This window comes from Micromonospora sp. NPDC048999 (assembly GCF_040649295.1).
GTDB lineage: Bacteria > Actinomycetota > Actinomycetes > Mycobacteriales > Micromonosporaceae > Micromonospora.
On sequence record NZ_JBEZFI010000050.1, the window covers coordinates 17647 to 36133 of the forward strand.

Below are 18487 nucleotides of genomic sequence, written 5' to 3' on the forward strand. Positions count from 1 at the left end.
GGTTCGCACGACCGCTACGGACGACACGGGAGCAGGCCTTGGCCCCTTCAGCACGGACGACCAGGCACATTTTCGTCACCGGGGGCGTCGCCTCCTCGCTGGGTAAGGGCCTCACCGCCTCCAGCCTCGGCACCCTACTGACCGCGCGCGGGCTGCGGGTGGTGATGCAGAAGCTCGACCCGTATCTCAACGTCGATCCGGGGACGATGAATCCGTTCCAGCATGGCGAGGTCTTCGTCACCGAGGACGGCGCCGAGACCGATCTCGACGTCGGGCACTACGAGCGGTTCCTGGACCGGGACCTGTCCGGCATGGCGAACGTCACCACCGGGCAGATCTACTCGGCCGTGATCGCCAAGGAGCGGCGCGGTGAGTACCTGGGCGACACGGTCCAGGTCATCCCGCACATCACCAACGAGATCAAGTCGCGGATCCTCGGCATGGGTGAGCCGGACGCCGATGGCCAGGTGCCCGACGTGGTGATCACCGAGGTCGGCGGCACGGTCGGCGACATCGAGTCGCTGCCGTTCCTGGAGGCCATCCGTCAGGTCCGTCACGACCTGGGCCGGGACAACTGCTTCTACCTGCACGTCTCGCTGGTGCCGTACCTGGCGCCGTCCGGCGAGCTGAAGACCAAGCCGACCCAGCACTCGGTGGCGCAGCTGCGCAGCATCGGCATCCAGCCGGACGCCCTGGTGCTGCGCTGCGACCGGGACATTCCGGACAAGGTCAAGGAGAAGCTCTCCCTCTACTGCGACGTGGACCGGGAGGCGGTCACCGCCGCCCCGGACGCGCCGAGCATCTACGACATCCCGAAGGTGCTGCACCGCGAGGGCCTCGACGCGTACGTGGTGCGCCGCCTGGGCGTCTCGTTCCGGGACGTGGACTGGGCCAGCTGGGACGACCTGCTGGACCGGGTGCACCAGCCCCGCCACACGGTGACCGTGGCGCTGGTCGGCAAGTACGTCGACCTGCCCGACGCGTACCTGTCGGTGAGCGAGGCGATCCGGGCCGCCGGCTTCGGCCACCGGGCCCGGGTGCAGCTGCGCTGGGTGCCCAGCGACGACTGCGTCACCCCGGCCGGCGCGGCGGCCGCCCTGGCCGGCGTGGACGGCATCGTCATCCCGGGCGGTTTCGGCGTCCGCGGCATCGAAGGCAAGATCGGCACCACCCGGTACGCCCGGGAGAACGGCATCCCGCTGCTCGGCCTCTGCCTCGGCCTGCAGTGCATGACCATCGAGGTGGCCCGGCACCTGGCCGGCCTCGACGGGGCGAACTCGCTGGAGTTCGACGAGGAGGCCAAGCACCCGGTGATCGCCACGATGGCCGACCAGCAGGACATCGTCGCCGGCAAGGGTGACCTGGGCGGCACCATGCGGCTCGGGGCGTACCCGGCGAAGCTGGCCGAGGGCTCCCTGGTCGCCGAGGCGTACGGCACCACTGAGGTCAGCGAGCGGCACCGGCACCGGTACGAGGTGAACAACGCCTACCGCGACCAGCTCACCAAGGCCGGGCTGCGCATCTCGGGCACCTCGCCGGACGGCCGGCTGGTCGAGTTCATCGAGCTGGACCGCAAGGTGCACCCGTTCTTCGTGGCCACCCAGGCGCACCCGGAGCTGAAGAGCCGCCCGACCCGGCCGCATCCGCTGTTCGCCGCGTTCGTCCAGGCCGCCGTCGCGTACTCCGAGGCCGACCAGCTCCCGGTCGACCTGAAGACCGCGCCGCCGGAGGCCGCTGCCGCGAAGGCGACCCGCAACGGCGCCGCCGCCGCGGCGAAGGCAGCGTCGTGAACGGGCGAACCATCCGGCTGCGCGGCGAGGCGGCGGCGTGAGCGGCGTCGAGCACCGTTACGAGGTGACCGACCACCGCAAGATCTGGTCCGGCCGGATCTTCTCGGTGGTCAGTGACGACGTCACCATGCCCGGCGGCGGCACCGCCGCCCGCGACTACGTCCGGCACGTGGGCGCGGTGGCCGTGGTGGCGCTGGACGACGCGGGACAGGTGGTGCTGATCCGGCAGTACCGGCACCCGGTCGGCCGGCACCTGTGGGAACTGCCGGCCGGGCTGATGGACGTCGGCGGCGAGGACCTGGCCGCCGCCGCGGCCCGGGAGTTGGCCGAGGAGGCCGACCTGACCGCCGGCACCATCGACGTCCTGGTCGACCTGCACAGCTCGCCGGGCTTCTCCGACGAGGTGGTGCGGGTCTTCCTGGCCCGTGACCTCGCCGACGTGCCCGCCGATCAGCGGCACGACCGGCGCGACGAGGAGGCCGACCTCCAGGTCGTCCGGGTCGACCTGGACGAGGCCGTCGGGATGGTCCTGGCGGGGGAGATCACCAACGCCTCCTGCGTGGCCGGTCTGCTCGCCGCCGCCCGGGCCCGGGAGACCGGCTTCACCGAGCTGCGCCGACCGGAGGCGCCGCTGCCCCGCTGAGTGGCCCGGACAGTCGGAGGGGCCGCGCGGTGCGATCACTGCGCGGCCCCTGTCGTGTTGCTGTCGCCGTCAGTCGCGTAGCGGGCGCCCCTGGCCGTCGACGCCACCCTTGACGAGGATCAGGATGCCGTCGATGAGGCCCCAGATCGCGCCGGCGCCGCAGGTCACGAGGGTCACCACGAGTTGGATGACGCCGATCTTGACGTCGCCGATGTAGAAGCGGCCGACACCGAAGCCGCCGAGGAGAATCTGCAGGATGCCCGCGACGACCTTGCTCTTGTCGGAGACACCTTGGGGTTGGTAAGCGGGAGTGGTCATGAGCGGTCACGCTAGTGATTCACAAGCGTTCTGTCCGCATCGCGGCTCGGACAATCGGACGATATTCACGAACATTGTCCTGACGGCTGAGGCCGTCCCCACCGCTCGGCCCGGTTCACGCCTGACAGATCGTCAGGACGACCGGGCACTGAATGTCACTGTGCAGGCCGCCGCAGGAGTGCCCACGCGCCTAGACTGCGGCCGGCAGGACCGGTGGACCGCGCCGGCGATGGGGCCGTCGCGGCGCCGCAGTCGGGGGCCGTGAGCAGCCCCGGAAGAAGGTGTCTGCAACGTGAAGGTCGGAATTCCCCGCGAGGTCAAGAACCACGAATACCGTGTGGCGATCACGCCCGCGGGCGTCAACGAGTTCACCCGCCACGGCCACGAGGTCTTCGTCGAGTCCGGCGCGGGCGTCGGCTCCAGCATCGCCGACGACGAGTACACCGCCGCCGGCGCGAAGATCATCGCCGGCGCGGACGAGGTCTGGGCCGCCGCCGAGCTGGTGCTCAAGGTCAAGGAGCCGGTCGCCGAGGAACACCACCGGATGCGCGAGGGGCAGGTGCTCTTCACCTACCTGCACCTGGCCGCCTCCCGGGAGTGCACCGACGCGCTGCTCGACCGCAAGGTCACCGGCATCGCGTACGAAACCGTCGAGCTGCCCGACCGGTCGCTGCCGCTGCTCGCCCCGATGTCCGAGGTGGCCGGACGCCTCGCCCCGCAGGTGGGCGCCTTCTACATGATGCGTACCGGCGGCGGACGCGGGGTGCTGCCCGGCGGCGTCTCCGGCGTCTACGCGGCCAAGACGGTGGTCATCGGCGCCGGCGTCTCCGGCATGAACGCCGCCGCGATCGCGCTCGGCATGCAGTCCGAGGTGCTGCTGCTGGACAAGAACGTGTCCCGACTGCGCCAGGCCGACGCCATCTACCGAGGCCACCTGCAGACCGTCGCCTCCAACGCGTACGAGATCGAGCGGGCGGTCCTCGACGCGGACCTGGTCATCGGCGCGGTGCTGGTGCCCGGTGCGAAGGCGCCGAAGCTGGTCTCCAACGAGTTGGTCTCCCGGATGAAGCCGGGCAGCGTGCTCGTCGACATCTCCATCGACCAGGGCGGCTGCTTCGAGGACTCCCGTCCGACCACACACGCCGATCCGGTCTACCGGGTGCACGAGTCGATCTTCTACTGTGTGGCGAACATGCCCGGGGCGGTGCCGAACACCAGCACCCACGCGCTGACCAACGTCACCCTGCCGTACGCGCTCGAACTGGCCAACCGGGGCTGGCGCCAGGCGCTGCGCAACGACCCGGCCCTGGCGCTGGGCCTGAACACCCACGCCGGCAGCGTCGTCTACGGCCCGGTGGCCGAGGCGCACGACCTGCACATGCTGCCGCTGGCCGAGGTGCTGAGCTGAGCGCGACCACGGAAAGGGCCGGCGTGGAACCCGCGCCGGCCCTGCGCCGCGCCGTCCGGGGCTACCTGGACCACCTCACCGTCGAGCGCGGGCTCTCGGCGAACACCCTCGCCTCGTACCGCCGCGACCTCGACCGCTATTTGGCCACCCTGGCCGCGGCCGGGGTGACCGACCTGTCCTCCGTGGGGCCCGCCGAGGTGGAGGCACACCTGGCCCGGCTGCGCGCCGGTGACGCCGACCGCCCGCCACTGGCCGTGTCGTCCGCGGCCCGCGCCGCCAGCGCCGTCCGCGGCCTGCACCGCTTCGCGCTGCGCGAGGGCCTGACCGGCGCCGACCCCAGCCGTGACGTCCGCCCGCCCACCCCGCCGCGCCGGCTGCCCCGGGCGCTGCCGGTCGACGACGTGGTCCGGCTGCTGGAGAACGTCGGCCCGGCCACCGCGACTGGCGACGTGGCGCCCCGCGCGCTGCGCGACCGGGCGCTGCTGGAATTCCTGTACGGCACCGGCGCGCGCATCTCCGAGGCGGTCGGCGCGGTCGTGGATGACCTGGACGTGGACGAGGGGGCGGTGCTGCTGCGGGGCAAGGGCGGCCGGACGCGCCTCGTCCCGGTCGGCGGGTACGCCGCCGAGGCGCTGCGCGCCTGGCTGGTCCGGGGCCGCCCGGCGCTGCTCGCCGCCGGCCGGGGCACCCCGGCGGTCTTCGTCAACGCCCGCGGCGGCCCGCTGACCCGGCAGGGCGCCTGGACCGTCCTGCGTGGCGCGGCCGAGCGGGCCGGCCTGCCGGTCGCCGGCCCCGACGCGGTCTCCCCGCACACCCTGCGCCACTCGTACGCCACCCACCTGCTCGACGGCGGCGCCGACGTCCGGGTGGTGCAGGAACTGCTCGGCCACGCCTCGGTGACCACCACCCAGGTGTACACGTTGGTCACCGTGGAACGGCTGCGCGAGGTGTACGCGACCGCCCACCCACGAGCCCGCGGTTGACCTCTGTGAACTCCGCCCGGCGGCCGAGCGGTCCGACACGCCGACCCGCTACCGAACGCCCTGCTGGCCGGTGGCGTACAGTCGGCATCGCGTGAACCTCATGGGCGGCAGACCGGAGGTACGCAGCGGCGCCGCGAGGGACGTCGGACGGCTCCGACACCGGGTGGTCGTCGGGAGGGGGCAACAAGGACATGGCTGGCAACGAGGATCGTGCCGAGACCTGGACGTCGGAGCTCCGCGAGCAGCAGGCGTCGCTCGGCGCCGACCTCGGCCCGGCCGACCCGGCCGCGTACACGATGCGCAAGCCGATCCCCGAGCCGATGCCGACCGACCGGCACGGCCCGGCGCGGATCATCGCGATGGCCAACCAGAAGGGTGGCGTCGGCAAGACCACCACCACCATCAACCTGGGCGCCGCGCTCGCCGAGTACGGCCGCAAGGTGTTGCTGGTCGACTTCGACCCGCAGGGCGCGCTCTCCGTCGGCCTGGGTGTCAACCCGCACAACCTCGACCTGTCGGTCTACAACCTGCTCATGCAGGACGACGTCACCGCCGAGGACGTGCTGATCAAGACCGACGTCGCCGGGCTGCACCTGCTCCCCGCCAACATCGACCTGTCCGCCGCCGAGATCCAGTTGGTCAACGAGGTCGCCCGGGAGATGGCCCTGGCCCGGGTGCTCAGGTCGGTCCGCAAGGAGTACGACTACATCCTGATCGACTGCCAGCCATCGCTGGGCCTGCTGGCGATCAACGCGCTGACCGTGGCACACGGCGTGCTCATCCCGCTGGAGTGCGAGTTCTTCAGCCTGCGCGGGGTCGCGTTGCTGCTGGACACCATCGACAAGGTGCGCGAGCGACTCAACTTCGACCTGGAGCTCGAGGGCATCCTCGCCACCATGTACGACAGCCGCACCACCCACTGCCGGCAGGTGCTCCAGCGGGTGGTGGAGGCGTTCGGCGACAAGGTCTACCAGACCGTGATCACCAAGACCGTCAAGTTCCCCGAGTCGACCGTCGCCGGCGCCCCGATCACCACTCTCGACCCGGCCTCCTCCGGCGCCCGCAACTACCGCCAGCTGGCCCGTGAGGTGATCGCCGCCCAGGCGGAGCGGTAGGTCGAACGCCGGTTACCCGGGACGTGGACTACGGTTTTCCGGTGACCGCACCGCCCCTCGACCCGCCCGCCGCCCCGGCCGGTGCCGCCCAGCCGGCGACCGCCGTCGAGCCGGCCGCGGACGTCGACGGCGTCGGCGCGGCCAACCCCGCCGGGGAGACCGGCAGGTTCACCGTCCGGCTGGACAACTTCACCGGCCCGTTCGACCTGCTGCTGCAGCTCATCAGCAAGCACAAACTCGACGTCACCGAGGTGGCCCTGCACCGGGTCACCGACGAGTTCATCGCGTACATCCGGGCCATGGGCGACAGGTGGGACCTGGACGAGACCAGCGAGTTCCTGCTCGTCGCCGCCACTCTTCTCGACCTGAAGGCGGCCCGGCTGCTGCCCGCCGCCGAGGTGGAGGACGAGGAGGACCTGGCCCTGCTGGAGGCACGGGACCTGCTCTTCGCCCGGCTGCTGCAGTACAAGGCGTACAAGGAGGCGGCGGCGCACCTGGCCGAGCTGGAGGCGGTCGGCGGCCGGCGCTACCCCCGAGCGGTCACCCTCGAGCCCCGGTACGCCGAGGCGCTGCCCGACCTGGTGCTCGGCATCGGCCCGGAACGGCTGCTCAAGCTGGCGCTGAAGGCGATGACCCCGAGGCCGGTGCCCGAGGTGTCCATCGCGCACGTGCACATGGTCCGGGTCAGCGTCCGGGAGCACGCGGAAATCATCTCCGCCCGGCTGCGCCGCGCCGGCATTGCCACCTTCTCGCTGCTCTGCGCCGACTGCGACCTCACCCTGGAGGTGGTGGCCCGCTTCCTCGCCCTGCTGGAGCTCTACCGGCAGGGGCTGGTCGCCTTCGTGCAGGAGCAGGCCCTGGAGGAGCTGACCGTGCGGTGGACCGGCCCCGTCGAGGGCGACACCGAGCTGACCATCGACGAGTACGCCGGCACCCCGGAACCGCCCGCCCCGCCCACGCCCGACGGCGACGACGACCCGGCAACCACGCAGGAGGGATCCTGATGAGCGAGCGTCAGCGAGCGAATCATCAATGCTGTGCGGTGGTGCCTCATGCCGGCACGCAGCGAAGCGGAGTGCCGGCATGAGCGACGAGGAGCACGGCTACTCACTGGCCGACCAGGCCGCCGCCTGGATCCCCCCGTGGCAGCGCCCGGCCCCCCAGGAACCCGCCCCCGCCCCTGACGCTGCGCCCGCCACCACCGCAGATCTTGGAAGCGAAGAGCCCCTGCAGGGGCCCGCTTCTTCCAAGATCTCCACCGTCGCCGCGCCGGAGTCGCAGCCCGCTTCGGATCTTGGCGCGGAGAGGCCCCTGGAGGGGCTGCACGGCACCAAAATCCCCGAGCAGGGCGGCGGGAGCGGGTCCGGTCGGGCGGGGGAGGGGGAGCGGTCGGGGACAGCGCCGGGTGAGGCCGGGACGGGGCCGGCGGAGACGGCCGGCCCCGACGAGCCGGCGGGAGCGCAGGACACGGCCTCGGGCGTACCCGGGAAGCGGGAGCGACGGCGGGCGACGGTCGTGCCGCAGCCGGCCCCGGTGCTGGACGACACCGAGCTGCGCGGCGCGCTGGAGGCGATCCTGCTGGTGGTGGACCAGCCGGTGAGCGAGCTGACCCTGGCTCAGGTGCTGGAGCAGCCCCCGGAGCGGATCGGCCCGATGCTCGAGGACATCGCGGCCGGCTACACCGCCGCCGGGCACGGCTTCGAGCTGCGCCGGGCCGCCGGCGGCTGGCGTCTCTACACCCGCCCGGAATACGCCACCTACGTCGAGCGGTTCGTGCTGGAGGGGCAGTCGGTACGACTCACCCAGGCCGCCCTGGAGACCCTCGCCGTGGTCGCCTACAAGCAGCCGGTGACCCGGTCGCGGATCTCCGCCATCCGGGGAGTCAACTGCGACGGGGTGCTGCGTACCCTGGTCTCCCGCGGCCTGGTCGAAGAATGCGGCACCGAACCGGACAGCGGGGCGTACCGCTACCGGACCACCACGATGTTCCTGGAAAAGCTGGGGCTGAACTCGGTGGACGACCTGCCGCCGCTGGCCCCCTTCCTGCCCGACGACGTAGAAGAGCTTGCCGATGCGACGCGATGACCGTGCCCCGAAGTCCGACGCCCCCGTGTACGAGGACGCCGAGCGCCTGCAGAAGGTGCTCGCCGCCGCCGGGGTGGGATCGCGGCGTGCCTGCGAGGACCTGATCTTCCGGCGCCGGGTCACCGTCAACGGCCGGGTCGCCCAGCTCGGCGACAAGGCCGACCCGACCCGGGACGTCATCCACGTCGACGGCGAGCGGCTCCAGGCCGACACCCGGCTGGTCTACCTGGCCATGAACAAGCCCCGCGGCGTCGTCTCCACCATGGCGGACGAGAAGGGGCGCGCCGCGCTGTCGGACTTCCTCGGCAACCGGGTCGAACAGCGCGTCTACCACGTCGGGCGGCTCGACGCGGACAGCGAGGGCCTGCTGCTGCTCACCAACGACGGCACCCTCGCCCACCGACTCATGCACCCGTCGTACGGGGTGCCCAAGACCTACCTCTGCGAGGTGGCCGGGCCCATCCCGCGTAACCTCGGCAAGCGGCTGGCGGCCGGCATCGAGCTGGAGGACGGGCCGGTGCGAGTCGACTCGTTCCGGGTGGTGGGCGCCCTGGGCAAAACCGCCCACGTGGAGCTGACCCTGCACGAAGGGCGCAAACACATCGTGCGGCGCCTGCTGGCCGAGGTCGAGCATCCGGTGAGCCGGCTGGTCCGTACCTCGATCGGGCCGATCCGTCTCGGCGACCTGCGTGCCGGGCGGACCCGGCGGCTCACCAACGCCGAGGTGGCCGCCCTGTTCAAGGCGGTGGGTGACTGACCCGCCGTTGCGGGTAGGCGTGCCGGTAGGCTTCCTCGCGGTCGGCGACTGGCTCCAGGTCGTGGCGCGGCAACGGACACGCCGAGCTGGAGTTGTCGAAGCGGCTGTGGTGTCGCCGGTCGCGTCGGGCGATGTCGCCGCGCGGGCCCGCCACGGCCGCGGGCATCATGGACGAGGAATATCCGCTCAACGGCGCCGGAGACACCGGCGACCCGCGAGGTACGGGCTGAGGAGGAACACGGTGGGGCAGAACGAACCGACCGGGCGGTGCGTGGTCGCGGTGGACGGGCCATCCGGTTCGGGTAAATCCACCGTCTCGCGGCGGCTCGCCGTCCGACTCGGGGCCCGTTACCTCGACACCGGCGCCATGTACCGGGCGGTCACCTGGGCGGTGCTGCGCTCCGGCGTCGACCTGACCGACGCCGAGTCGGTGGCCAAGGTCGCCGGCGACGTCGACCTGCGCATCGGCACCGACCCCGAGGGGTACGGCGTGACCGCCGACGGCGTCGACGTGGCGAAGGAGATCCGGGGCCCCGAGGTGACCGGCGCGGTCTCCGCCGTCTCCGCCGTGGCCGCCGTACGCGAGCTGCTGGTCGCCCGCCAGCGGCAGATGATCGCCAACGCCGGCCGGATCGTGGTCGAGGGCCGCGACATCGGCTCCGTGGTGGCCCCCGACGCCGACCTGAAGGTCTACCTGACCGCCTCGGAGGCAGCCCGCGCCCAGCGGCGCAGCGCCGAGGACGCCAGTGACGTCACCTCGACCGCCGCCGACCTGGCCCGCCGCGACAAGCTCGACTCGACCCGCAAGGTCAACCCGCTCCAGCAGGCCACCGACGCGGTCGTGCTGGACACCACCGAGCTGGGCATCGACGAGGTCGTCGCCCAGCTGCGCGAGCTGCTCACCGAGCGAGGCGTGGCATGAGCGAGGTCGGAGAATGGGTCGAGCTGCACGATCCGGAGCTCGACGCCGCTGAGTCGACCGGCCCGCAGCCCGTCGTGGCCGTGGTCGGCCGGCCCAACGTGGGCAAGTCAACGCTGGTCAACCGGATCATCGGCCGCCGACAGGCGGTCGTCGAGGACATCCCCGGCGTGACCCGCGACCGGATCCCCTACGACGCGCAGTGGAACGGACGCGCGTTCACCGTGGTGGACACCGGCGGCTGGGAACCCGACGCGAAGGACCGCGCCGCGGCGATCGCCGCGCAGGCCGAAGCCGCCATCGCCACCGCCGACGTGGTGCTCTTCGTGGTCGACGCGATGGTCGGCTCGACCGATGTCGACGAGGCCGCCGTCAAGATGCTGCGCCGCACCGCCAAACCGGTCATCCTGGTCGCGAACAAGGCCGACAACACCACCATCGAGATGGAAGCGACCTCGCTCTGGTCGCTCGGCCTCGGCGAGCCGTACCCGGTCTCCGCGCTGCACGGCCGCGGCTCCGGCGACCTGCTCGACGCCATCTTGGACGCGCTTCCCGAGGCGCCAACCGTGGTGGAGTACCGCCCGCGCGGCCCCCGCCGGGTGGCCCTGGTGGGCCGGCCCAACGTCGGCAAGTCCAGCCTCCTCAACCGTTTCTCCGGGGAGGACCGGGCGGTCGTCGACTCGGTCGCCGGCACCACCGTCGACCCCGTCGACAGCCTGGTGGAGATCGGCGGGGAGACCTGGCAGCTGGTGGACACCGCAGGCCTGCGCAAGCGGGTCGGCAAGGCCAGCGGCACCGAGTACTACGCCAGCCTCCGTACCGCCTCCGCGATCGAGGCCGCCGAGGTGGCGGTCGTGCTGCTCGACGCCAGCGAGGTGATCAGCGAGCAGGACCAGCGGATCCTCTCGATGGTCGTGGAGGCCGGTCGGGCCCTGGTCATCGCCTTCAACAAGTGGGACCTGGTCGACGCCGACCGCCGCTACTACCTGGACAAGGAGATCGACCGGGAGCTGCGCCGCATCCCCTGGGCGATGCGGCTCAACCTGTCGGCGCAGACCGGCCGGGCCGTCGACAAGCTCGCCCCGGCCCTGCGTAAGGCCCTGGCGAGCTGGGAAACCCGGATCCCCACCGCGCAGCTCAACCAGTGGCTCACCGCCCTGGTCCAGGCCACCCCGCACCCGGTGCGCGGCGGCCGGGCCCCGCGCGTCCTCTTCGCCACCCAGGCCGGGGTCTCCCCGCCGCGTTTCGTGCTGTTCACCACCGGTCCGCTGGACGCCGGCTACCAGCGCTTCGTCGAGCGCAAGCTCCGCGAGGAGTTCGGCTTCGAGGGCAGCCCGATCGAGATTTCGGTACGCCCGCGCAAGAAACTCGGCCCGGGCGGGCGCGGCAAGGCCCACGGCTGAGCCTCGGTCCAGAAGCCGCCGGGGTAACACCTCGGCGGCTTCTTTCCTAGGACGCTCTACGGGGAGTTGCGTGGCGTACCTGCGACGCGGGAGGGGCCCGTGCGCGCCACGCGAAGATCTTGCGCTAAGCTGTATCGGCTGCCGCAGGGAAGACCCGGCGGGAGCATCGGGACGTGGCGCAGTTTGGTAGCGCACTTGACTGGGGGTCAAGGGGTCGTCGGTTCAAATCCGGCCGTCCCGACAAGGTGAAACAGCAGGTCAGAGGGCTGGTCCGAGATTTCGGGCCGGCCCTTCTGGCTTCCTGGGGACCACGCCGGTCAAGTGCGCCGTCCGGTAGCGCTCCTTGATCGTCGGTCAAGTTCCAACGCCAGTCCTCTTGCAGGGCCCGGACTACTCCGGGCCCTGACCAACGGACGACGACGGACAGCCTGATCAGGGATACCGCCACCCGACCAGCCATCCGCGATCTTCTTCTAAACCCAAGGCCGTCATCCGCTCAGAGCGAGCAGAAACTGTTCGACCTCTCGTGCGGTGCTGGGGCTGACGTCGGCTGGCCCTAGCCGTTTGAGGTCCCCGCGGAAGCGCCTGATTTCCAGCCAGCTCTCCGACGAGGCGCTTTGCAGGTCATTCAGCATTCCTGGCAGATCTCTGAGGTTGTAGACCTTGAAGTTCCGCTCCCTGCGCCGAGCTGAGATATCGAAGCGCGCGTCAAAAGCCGGCTGGGGTGACCTGGCCCAGTCAGCGTGGTTCAACGAGCCGTGCCCGTGGATGCGGGCATCAACGACGGCTTCTGGATCAGCGTCGCCGACCTCGCAGTCGTAAATCGGCGCTGCGGTGGCAACCCTGGCGGCGATGGCGGGGTACGCAGACATGGGCCGACCAAGTTCGGCGGAGCAGAAGAGGGCGTGGCTGAACTGACCAACGGGCTGCGGTAAGGGGATCTTGTGGTGGGACTTCCCGTCGAAGGGCAGATCCCGGTTCTCGGTCACGAGGTCGAGGAAGGCCGCGACCTTCGCTGGGTCATGGCTGGTCTGCTGAACGTTGAAGCTGATGGCGCTGCGTCCTGCCGTGCGCAGGACCAGGTAGCAGTAGAAGCCACCTATGCCATCCGGAGGGAGGATGGCTTGGCAGACCACGCCGATGAAGCCATCCACCGGCAGGTAGTCCTCGGGGGTGAACCACGGCTTGGTCTGCATCTCAAGGATGGTGGGCACCACCAGGGCGTCGGGTTCACCCTCTGCCTCGGCGGGTGTCGCAACCTCAGCGAAGCCGCTGCGGAGCCGTTCTTTGATCTTCTTGTCCAGGTGGCGCCGGGCGTGGTCCTCATCCAGCAGGACGATTGTGGTCGACTCACGACGGCGACTGGTGGAACCCCAGCGGAGAAAGCATCGGATGCCCTCACGGCGGATCTCGAAGTACTCCGTCGCGTCGCCCTGGGTCCGCTCGAATCGTCGCCACACCGTCATGCTCTACTCCTGATCGTGAGCTGCCAGCAACGTCGGTGCTGGGTCTCCATACAACGGACCGGTTGCCAGCCTCCCTCGGCTGGCCGATCAGCCTGACAGCAGCGGTTGACAGCAATGGCGCCGGACCGGCGAGGATGGGCTGGGACGGCGGGAGGCGTAAACCCAGAGGCAAAGGCCGGAGACGAATCATTCCGGACGACCAGGCCGAGGCTACGGATCAGATGGCGACGGCGGGCCAGCCACGTTCCAGTAGCCAGCGTCCCGGACGGGCACGAGCGCACGAGTGCTGCGGTGGCCGAGCGTGTCGGTGTCCGGGGACCAGGTGGGGACCACACGGTGTGCGCGATGGTGGCCGGCATGCCGTCGACTACACGGCCTGATCGTAGGGATAGCGTGCGTGACGTGCGTGGACGTGTGGCGAAACGTCCTGGGGGTCAAGGGGTCGTCGGTTCAAATCCGGCCGTCCCGACAGTGTGAGGGTTTCCGCAGGTCAGCGACTTGCGGAAGCCCTCTTTTTATTGTTCTGGCTCGATGCGGTGGCGTGTGAGGCGCTGCTGGCACCCTTAACTCGGCTGGTTTAGTGAGCGGATCTTGGTTGTCTCTGCTGCGTATCGCCTGGTGGGCGTAGGGCATCGGCGTCGTTCTGGTCGTCGGTGGACCTCTTAACCGAAGGCGATTTCGGACAGAAGGGACGCGATATCCCTCGCGCTGCTATCGGCCCTTCTGTTGACGGGTAGTACAGCCGGACCGCGTCGCCTTTGTCCGGGCGGTTGACGTCCCCGCCTGCGGGGCCTTCGAGCAGGACGGTGGTGACGGCGTCCGGTCCGTCGGTTGAGATCGCCGTAGAGCACCGTCGGCATGCCGGGCTGTCCGTCGACCGCGGCCGCGGTCAGGACGTCGTTGAGGTGAACGCGCAGGGCGACGGCCTCGGCGGTGCGGCGCAGTAGGGCGTAACCGGCACCCCGGGCCCGTTCGTCTTCGTTGCGGGGGTACCGGCGCCCGCCGGGGTAGGTGAGTAGCTTGTTTTTGAGGTGGGCGGTGAGCAGCCGCAAACCGGGGCCGCCGCAGTCGATGTGGACCTGAACGGCTCCGCGACTCAGGTGGGTGAGGGTGGTGCCGTCAATGCCAGGGACCGTCGGCAGACGGGCCGGCGGCAGCGCGATGGTCTGCGCTTCCTCGGTCAGTGGGTGCCGGGCGAGGACAGCGACGCGGATCCCAGGGCCGTTCGGGTGCGCCGACACCACCGCCTGCCAGGGCTGCCCCGAGGGGCGCCCGAAGGTCCTCAGCGGCGTACGGCGATCCGCGGCGCCGTACAAGATCTAATTGATAAGCACCTTTTGGGTGCGGCTCTTACCAGGGGAGAGGGCCCTCGGCGTTGAAGAATCCGCCGGTGGGTCCGTCCTCGTCCAACGTTGCGAACCGCACCACAACCGCGGCCGCCTCGGCGGCGGCCCGAGTCGCGCCGGGTGACATCTCCGTCAGCGTATATCCAGGATCGACCGAGTTGACCTTGATGGCGGTGCCTCGCAGCTCGATGGCGAACTGCACGGTCAGCGCGTTGACAGCCGACTTCGATGTCGGGTAGGCGGCGGCGTTCCATTCCTGCGGCCAGTCAGCGGCGCTGGTCAGAGCCAGCGACCCTGATCCAGACGACAAGTTGACGATGCGGCCGCTGCCCGCGGACCGCAGCAACGGAAGCATCGCGGTCGTCACGGCGAACACGCCGATCACATTCGTCTCCAATGTGCGCCGGAACGAATTGACCGGCAGACGGCTGGGCAGCAGATCGTCGACCGAGATCGCCGCGTTGTTGACCAGCGCGTCCAGCCGCCCGTACCGGCGGTCGATCCACTCGGCGGCCGCCTGTACCGTCACCTCGTCGGTGACGTCGAGCTCGACATACCCGGCCGCCACGCCATCGGCAGCCAGCCGCTCGGCGGCGGCTGCGCCCAGCCCGCGATCACGCGACGCCACGATCGGCAGGTATCCCAGCCGTCCAAGCTGCTTGACAACCTCGAACCCGATACCGCGATTCGCCCCGGTCGCCAACGCGATCGGGTTGGAGGCACCACGCATTCCGGAGATCGTAGTCGCTGATGGACCCGACGTAGGCGTGGGCGTCGCCGAGCCGGCGCTTGCCATGGTAGAGCCGGTCACGTGCCGCAGGTTCGGATCGCTCCACCCGGCAGCGTCGCGCCGTGTCTGGGTGTGCCGACCGGCGGCGGCCGGACCGGCGGATGTGGTGGCCGCCGGTCCGGATCAAGCCGGGTGGGCTGTTCAGTGCCAGACACAATCACCCTCGACTTCGGCGCCCACTGCCAAACGCAACGGTGTTGTAGTTCGCGGTGCACGATGATCATGGACTCGTGGTCGACGTCGACCTCCGACATGAACTCCGACGGCACCGTTGCATTGAGCGTTGGCAAGATCGAGGCAGGCTTGAGCAGTGAAGTCATCGACCCGCTCACGCCCGTGGTTGCCTCCGACGTCGGCGTTCGCCGGGTTCCGGTTCCCGACCGAGGTGATCGTGGTCGCGGTCCGCTGATATCTGCGCTTCAACCTCTCGTATCGCGACGTTGAGGAACTGCTGGTCGAACGTGGGGTAGAGGTCGATCACGTCACCGTCTACCGCTGGGTGCAGCGGTTCACGCCGCTGCTGGCCGACGCCGCCCGATTCTGCCGGCACTCGCCAGGCGACAGGTGGTTCGTGGACGAGACGTACGTCAAGGTCAACGGCGTGTGGCGGTACGTGTACCGGGCGGTCGACCAGTACGGGCAGGTCATCGACGTGCTCGTCTCGGCACGTCGCGACGCCGACGCGGCCCGACGGTTCTTCCGACGAGCGCTGTCGGCATTGAAGGTCACACCCGCAGAGGTGGTCACCGACGCCGCCGCGGTCTGCCCTGCCGTGCTCGACGAGCTGATCCCGTTCGTGTGGCACCACGTCGAGCAGTACGCCAACAATCCGATCGAGGCCGACCACAGCCAGTTGAAACACCGTTTGAGACCGATGCGCGGGCTACGAACGGACAAGACCGCACGGGTGATCATCGCCGGCCACGCCTTCATGCAGAACCTCTGCCGCGGACACTACGAACTCGCCATCGACACCCCGCCCGCACGTCGGGTCACCGCCGCGTTCGCCGAACTCGCCCAGGCGATCTGACGTTGGGCACCGACACGGGCTCAACGCGTCCACCGATCCGATAATGCAACGGCGCCGATCGTCGACATCCACGACCGGTCCGGGCAGACGTACGGCAGCCCTCATGTGCACGCCACCCTCGCCCTGCAGCGCTCGGGAAGAGCTACCGGGTGCGGGCGGACGCCCCGTGGGTCGTCCGCCTGCACCCGGCTCGCGGTGTCCGCCCTTCGCGGTCACCGCGGCTGCTCAGCAGCCCTGGGTGCCGCTCCAGCTGTACAACGTGGTGCCGTTCCAGTCCATCTCGGCGTACGCCGCCACGCAGTTGTTGGCGGTGCCGGTGACGCCGCGCGGGCCGGCGTAGTACGAGTAGATGTCATTGTCAGTGGAGGACTGCGCGGTGTGTGTGCAGGGGCCGCCCTTACCCGAGGTCTGGGTACACCGCTCTATCCGCACCGAGGTACGGGCGGGCTTCCCGTACGCCGCACCGAGGTGGTTGGCACAGGCGCTGTTGGTGCCGCCGTTCGTGCTGTTGTAGTAGATGACCAACTCCAGCACCGGGTTGCCCACCGGGACCGCCTGGCGGTAGGTGATCGTCCCCGAACACGAAACGGCGGCCTCCGACGGTACCTCGGTGATCACCTGCACCGTGGCGAACGACGTGGTCAGCGCGGCGACCGACGCCAGCACCTTACGAGTGAGATTCATGCTCTCCTGCTCCCCCCGGACAGCCGCGTGGTGACCGACCCGGAACTTCCTCGCACGGCAGCCGCCGCTTGAGATCATGCTGCTGACCCGGGTGGACGCGAGGCGGCCACCACACGAGTCGTCTGTGCGATGTAGACGATAACCGCCGGCCGATCTTGCTGTGGGCCCGTGCCACACGCGTAGCCGTTGCTCCCTGGGAGCCGTGTACTCGGCTAAGACGCTTTATTGAGCGCGACGCCCAAGCCCCTGACCAGCACGAACGCCGATGAACAGGGGTACGACGACGCAGAGGTGACGCGGCGCGGCCCGGACCGCCCCGGTCGGGGGTCGCTCTGCGGCGGCCGGGGGTGGTGAGATACGGTCTACGAACCGACGCGGGGTGGAGCAGCTCGGTAGCTCGCTGGGCTCATAACCCAGAGGTCGCAGGTTCAAGTCCTGTCCCCGCTACCACGCCGGAACGGCCCTGAGGGAAAGCCTCGGGGTCGTTCCGCGTTTCCGGGCAGGAACTGGGCTTTGGCCGTGCCTCCGGCGGTGGACGCAACCGGGAATCTCAGCGGTGTCCCGGACCCGCCAGAAGCGGAACGCCTGGCCAATCCGTGAGGATCGGCCGTGCGCCTGCCGAGAATTCCATCCAGGCAGGTCAAGCGGCATGTGCGTACTCGTGAAGGATGCCACCGAGGCGGTGACGTCGGTGGATGTGCAGGTGGGCGAGCCGGTCCGGGTCGGTGATCGGTTCGGGTAGCGGAGCGAGTGGCCGGGCGTTGGCGACGCCCTTGTGCGGTCGGTGCTTGTTGTAGAAGATCTCGGGCTCGCGCAGTACGTGTAGCAGGTGGGTTGATTCCAGGCCAGTGTCCGGTCGAGCAGCTCGCGGCGGCAGGTCCGGACCCAGCGCTCCATGATCGAACTCGTTCGGGGTATTCGCACGCCGCTGCGCGCGACCGTGACTGCCGCGTCGGCGAGGACCATGTCGAACAAGGTCGGGTACTTTGCCGTCGCGGTCGCGGATCAGGTAATGGACGTTGGACTGGGGATCTGGGAGATCCATGACCAGGTTTCGGGCGGACTGGGGTCACCCAGGCTGCGGTCGGGTGCGCGGCTGGCGTCGAGGATGCGGGCGCGGCGGCTGGTGTGCTCGATGACCGCGAGGACGTACGTCCGGGTGCCGGTGAGCGTGATCGTCTCGATGAAGTCTGCTGCCAGCAGCGCTTCGGCCTGCGCGCGGAGAAACTGGGTTCAGGTCGTGGCGGCCCAATCCGGGGCGGGATCGATGCCGGCCTCGCGCAGGATCTCCCAGACTGTCGACGCGGCAACCTTCACCTCGTGTATGTCTGGCTGGTCGCAGGGAAGTAGATGGTGGCGGGGGAGTGGTGCGACGACTCCTATACTCGGCCGGTTTATGCTTCAGTCGACCTGGGCAAACGTGCGTGAGCATGCCGCTGGCCACCGGACTACTGGGGGTCAAGGGGTCGTCGGTTCAAATCCGGCCGTCCCGACAGGTTGAAACAGCAGGTCAGAAGGCTGGTCCGAAACATCGGGCCGGCCTTTCTGGCTTCCTGGGGACCACGTCGGTCAAGTGCGCCATCCGGTAGCGCTCCTTGACCGTTGGTCAAGTTTCAACGCCAGTCCTCTACTTGCCGAGTCGTTCTCTTCTCGTATCAAGGCGGCCCGCAAAGCGGGCCGCGCCGGCCCCGCCCCCCGGCGGGAGGGGTCCCCCCGCCCGCCGACGGCCGGGGGGCCGGGCCCCCGGGCG

Annotated in this window: 15 protein-coding genes, 2 tRNA genes and 1 pseudogene; 13 read left to right on the plus strand and 5 right to left on the minus strand. The window is 70.0% G+C overall.

Translation table 11 applies throughout. The features are described from left to right. Positions 1-38 precede the first annotated feature (38 nt). On the plus strand, positions 39-1790 hold the full coding sequence (locus tag AB0C02_RS29685) for a CTP synthase (protein WP_357552436.1): 1752 nt from the start codon (positions 39-41) through the stop codon (positions 1788-1790). Between the two features lie 37 nt (positions 1791-1827). Continuing rightward, positions 1828-2433 (plus strand): NUDIX hydrolase, encoded by a 606-nt coding sequence (locus AB0C02_RS29690; protein ID WP_357552437.1) that lies wholly within the window; start codon positions 1828-1830, stop codon positions 2431-2433. 69 nt (positions 2434-2502) lie between these two features. On the opposite strand, the gene AB0C02_RS29695 is transcribed toward AB0C02_RS29690, so the two are convergent. Further along, positions 2503-2751 carry a TM2 domain-containing protein gene (locus AB0C02_RS29695; RefSeq protein ID WP_357552438.1) on the minus strand — a complete coding sequence of 83 codons (249 nt, stop codon included), beginning with the start codon at positions 2749-2751 and terminating at the stop codon, positions 2503-2505. Positions 2752-3043: 292 nt separating this feature from the next. On the opposite strand from AB0C02_RS29695, the gene ald reads away from it, so the two are divergent. The 9 genes from ald to AB0C02_RS29740 all read left to right on the plus strand — a co-directional run bounded on the left by ald (position 3044) and on the right by AB0C02_RS29740 (position 11662). After that, positions 3044-4159: an alanine dehydrogenase gene (gene ald, locus AB0C02_RS29700; RefSeq protein WP_357552439.1), complete on the plus strand. Its 1116-nt coding sequence runs from the start codon at positions 3044-3046 to the stop codon at positions 4157-4159. Next, positions 4156-5142, plus strand: coding sequence for a site-specific tyrosine recombinase XerD (locus AB0C02_RS29705; protein WP_357552451.1), 987 nt, complete (start codon positions 4156-4158; stop codon positions 5140-5142). The genes ald and AB0C02_RS29705 overlap by 4 nt, the downstream gene beginning before the upstream one ends. 191 nt (positions 5143-5333) lie before the next feature. Beyond that, complete coding sequence (locus AB0C02_RS29710; protein ID WP_357552440.1) at positions 5334-6257, plus strand: AAA family ATPase; 924 nt, start codon at positions 5334-5336, stop codon at positions 6255-6257. A 41-nt stretch (positions 6258-6298) separates the two neighbouring features. After that, a complete protein-coding gene (locus tag AB0C02_RS29715) occupies positions 6299-7261 on the plus strand; it encodes a segregation/condensation protein A (protein ID WP_357552441.1) in 963 nt (320 codons plus the stop codon). A gap of 79 nt (positions 7262-7340) precedes the next feature. Next, positions 7341-8342 (plus strand): SMC-Scp complex subunit ScpB, encoded by a 1002-nt coding sequence (gene scpB / locus AB0C02_RS29720; RefSeq protein ID WP_357552442.1) that lies wholly within the window; start codon positions 7341-7343, stop codon positions 8340-8342. Next, positions 8329-9099, plus strand: coding sequence for a pseudouridine synthase (locus tag AB0C02_RS29725; protein ID WP_357552443.1), 771 nt, complete (start codon positions 8329-8331; stop codon positions 9097-9099). The genes scpB and AB0C02_RS29725 overlap by 14 nt, the downstream gene beginning before the upstream one ends. A gap of 241 nt (positions 9100-9340) precedes the next feature. Beyond that, positions 9341-10021, plus strand: a complete 681-nt coding sequence (cmk, locus tag AB0C02_RS29730; RefSeq protein WP_357552444.1) for a (d)CMP kinase — start codon at positions 9341-9343, stop codon at positions 10019-10021. Next, positions 10018-11421, plus strand: a complete 1404-nt coding sequence (der, locus tag AB0C02_RS29735) for a ribosome biogenesis GTPase Der (RefSeq protein WP_357552445.1) — start codon at positions 10018-10020, stop codon at positions 11419-11421. Before cmk ends, der begins: the two co-directional genes overlap by 4 nt. Positions 11422-11588: 167 nt before the next feature. Continuing rightward, positions 11589-11662, plus strand: a tRNA-Pro gene (locus tag AB0C02_RS29740). 247 nt (positions 11663-11909) lie between these two features. On the opposite strand, the gene AB0C02_RS29745 is transcribed toward AB0C02_RS29740, so the two are convergent. From AB0C02_RS29745 to AB0C02_RS29755, 3 genes are all read right to left on the minus strand, one after another. Then, complete coding sequence (locus AB0C02_RS29745; RefSeq protein ID WP_357552446.1) at positions 11910-12887, minus strand: hypothetical protein; 978 nt, start codon at positions 12885-12887, stop codon at positions 11910-11912. Positions 12888-14237: 1350 nt separating this feature from the next. Beyond that, positions 14238-14963, minus strand: a complete 726-nt coding sequence (locus AB0C02_RS29750; RefSeq protein WP_357552447.1) for an SDR family NAD(P)-dependent oxidoreductase — start codon at positions 14961-14963, stop codon at positions 14238-14240. 77 nt (positions 14964-15040) lie between these two features. Continuing rightward, a complete protein-coding gene (locus tag AB0C02_RS29755) occupies positions 15041-15343 on the minus strand; it encodes a hypothetical protein (RefSeq protein WP_357552448.1) in 303 nt (100 codons plus the stop codon). A gap of 20 nt (positions 15344-15363) precedes the next feature. Here AB0C02_RS29755 and AB0C02_RS29760 point away from each other — a divergent pair. Continuing rightward, a pseudogene (locus AB0C02_RS29760) lies at positions 15364-16053 on the plus strand (IS6 family transposase). A gap of 225 nt (positions 16054-16278) precedes the next feature. Here AB0C02_RS29760 and AB0C02_RS29765 read toward each other — a convergent pair. Then, positions 16279-16737 carry a hypothetical protein gene (locus AB0C02_RS29765; RefSeq protein ID WP_357552449.1) on the minus strand — a complete coding sequence of 153 codons (459 nt, stop codon included), beginning with the start codon at positions 16735-16737 and terminating at the stop codon, positions 16279-16281. A gap of 373 nt (positions 16738-17110) precedes the next feature. Here AB0C02_RS29765 and AB0C02_RS29770 point away from each other — a divergent pair. Then, positions 17111-17187 (plus strand) — tRNA-Met (locus tag AB0C02_RS29770). Positions 17188-18487 lie beyond the last annotated feature (1300 nt).

Excerpts from the sequence above, each read along its gene's own strand:
- AB0C02_RS29695 (WP_357552438.1), bottom strand. The coding sequence starts at position 2,751 with ATGACCACTCCCGCTTACCAACCCCAAGGTGTCTCCGACAAGAGCAAG.
- AB0C02_RS29710 (WP_357552440.1), top strand. The coding sequence starts at position 5,334 with ATGGCTGGCAACGAGGATCGTGCCGAGACCTGGACGTCGGAGCTCCGC.
- scpB (WP_357552442.1), top strand. The coding sequence starts at position 7,341 with ATGAGCGACGAGGAGCACGGCTACTCACTGGCCGACCAGGCCGCCGCC.
- AB0C02_RS29725 (WP_357552443.1), top strand. The coding sequence starts at position 8,329 with ATGCGACGCGATGACCGTGCCCCGAAGTCCGACGCCCCCGTGTACGAG.
- der (WP_357552445.1), top strand. The coding sequence starts at position 10,018 with ATGAGCGAGGTCGGAGAATGGGTCGAGCTGCACGATCCGGAGCTCGAC.
- AB0C02_RS29745 (WP_357552446.1), bottom strand. The coding sequence starts at position 12,887 with ATGACGGTGTGGCGACGATTCGAGCGGACCCAGGGCGACGCGACGGAG.
- AB0C02_RS29750 (WP_357552447.1), bottom strand. The coding sequence starts at position 14,963 with ATGCGTGGTGCCTCCAACCCGATCGCGTTGGCGACCGGGGCGAATCGC.
- AB0C02_RS29755 (WP_357552448.1), bottom strand. The coding sequence starts at position 15,343 with ATGACTTCACTGCTCAAGCCTGCCTCGATCTTGCCAACGCTCAATGCA.
- AB0C02_RS29765 (WP_357552449.1), bottom strand. The coding sequence starts at position 16,737 with ATGAATCTCACTCGTAAGGTGCTGGCGTCGGTCGCCGCGCTGACCACG.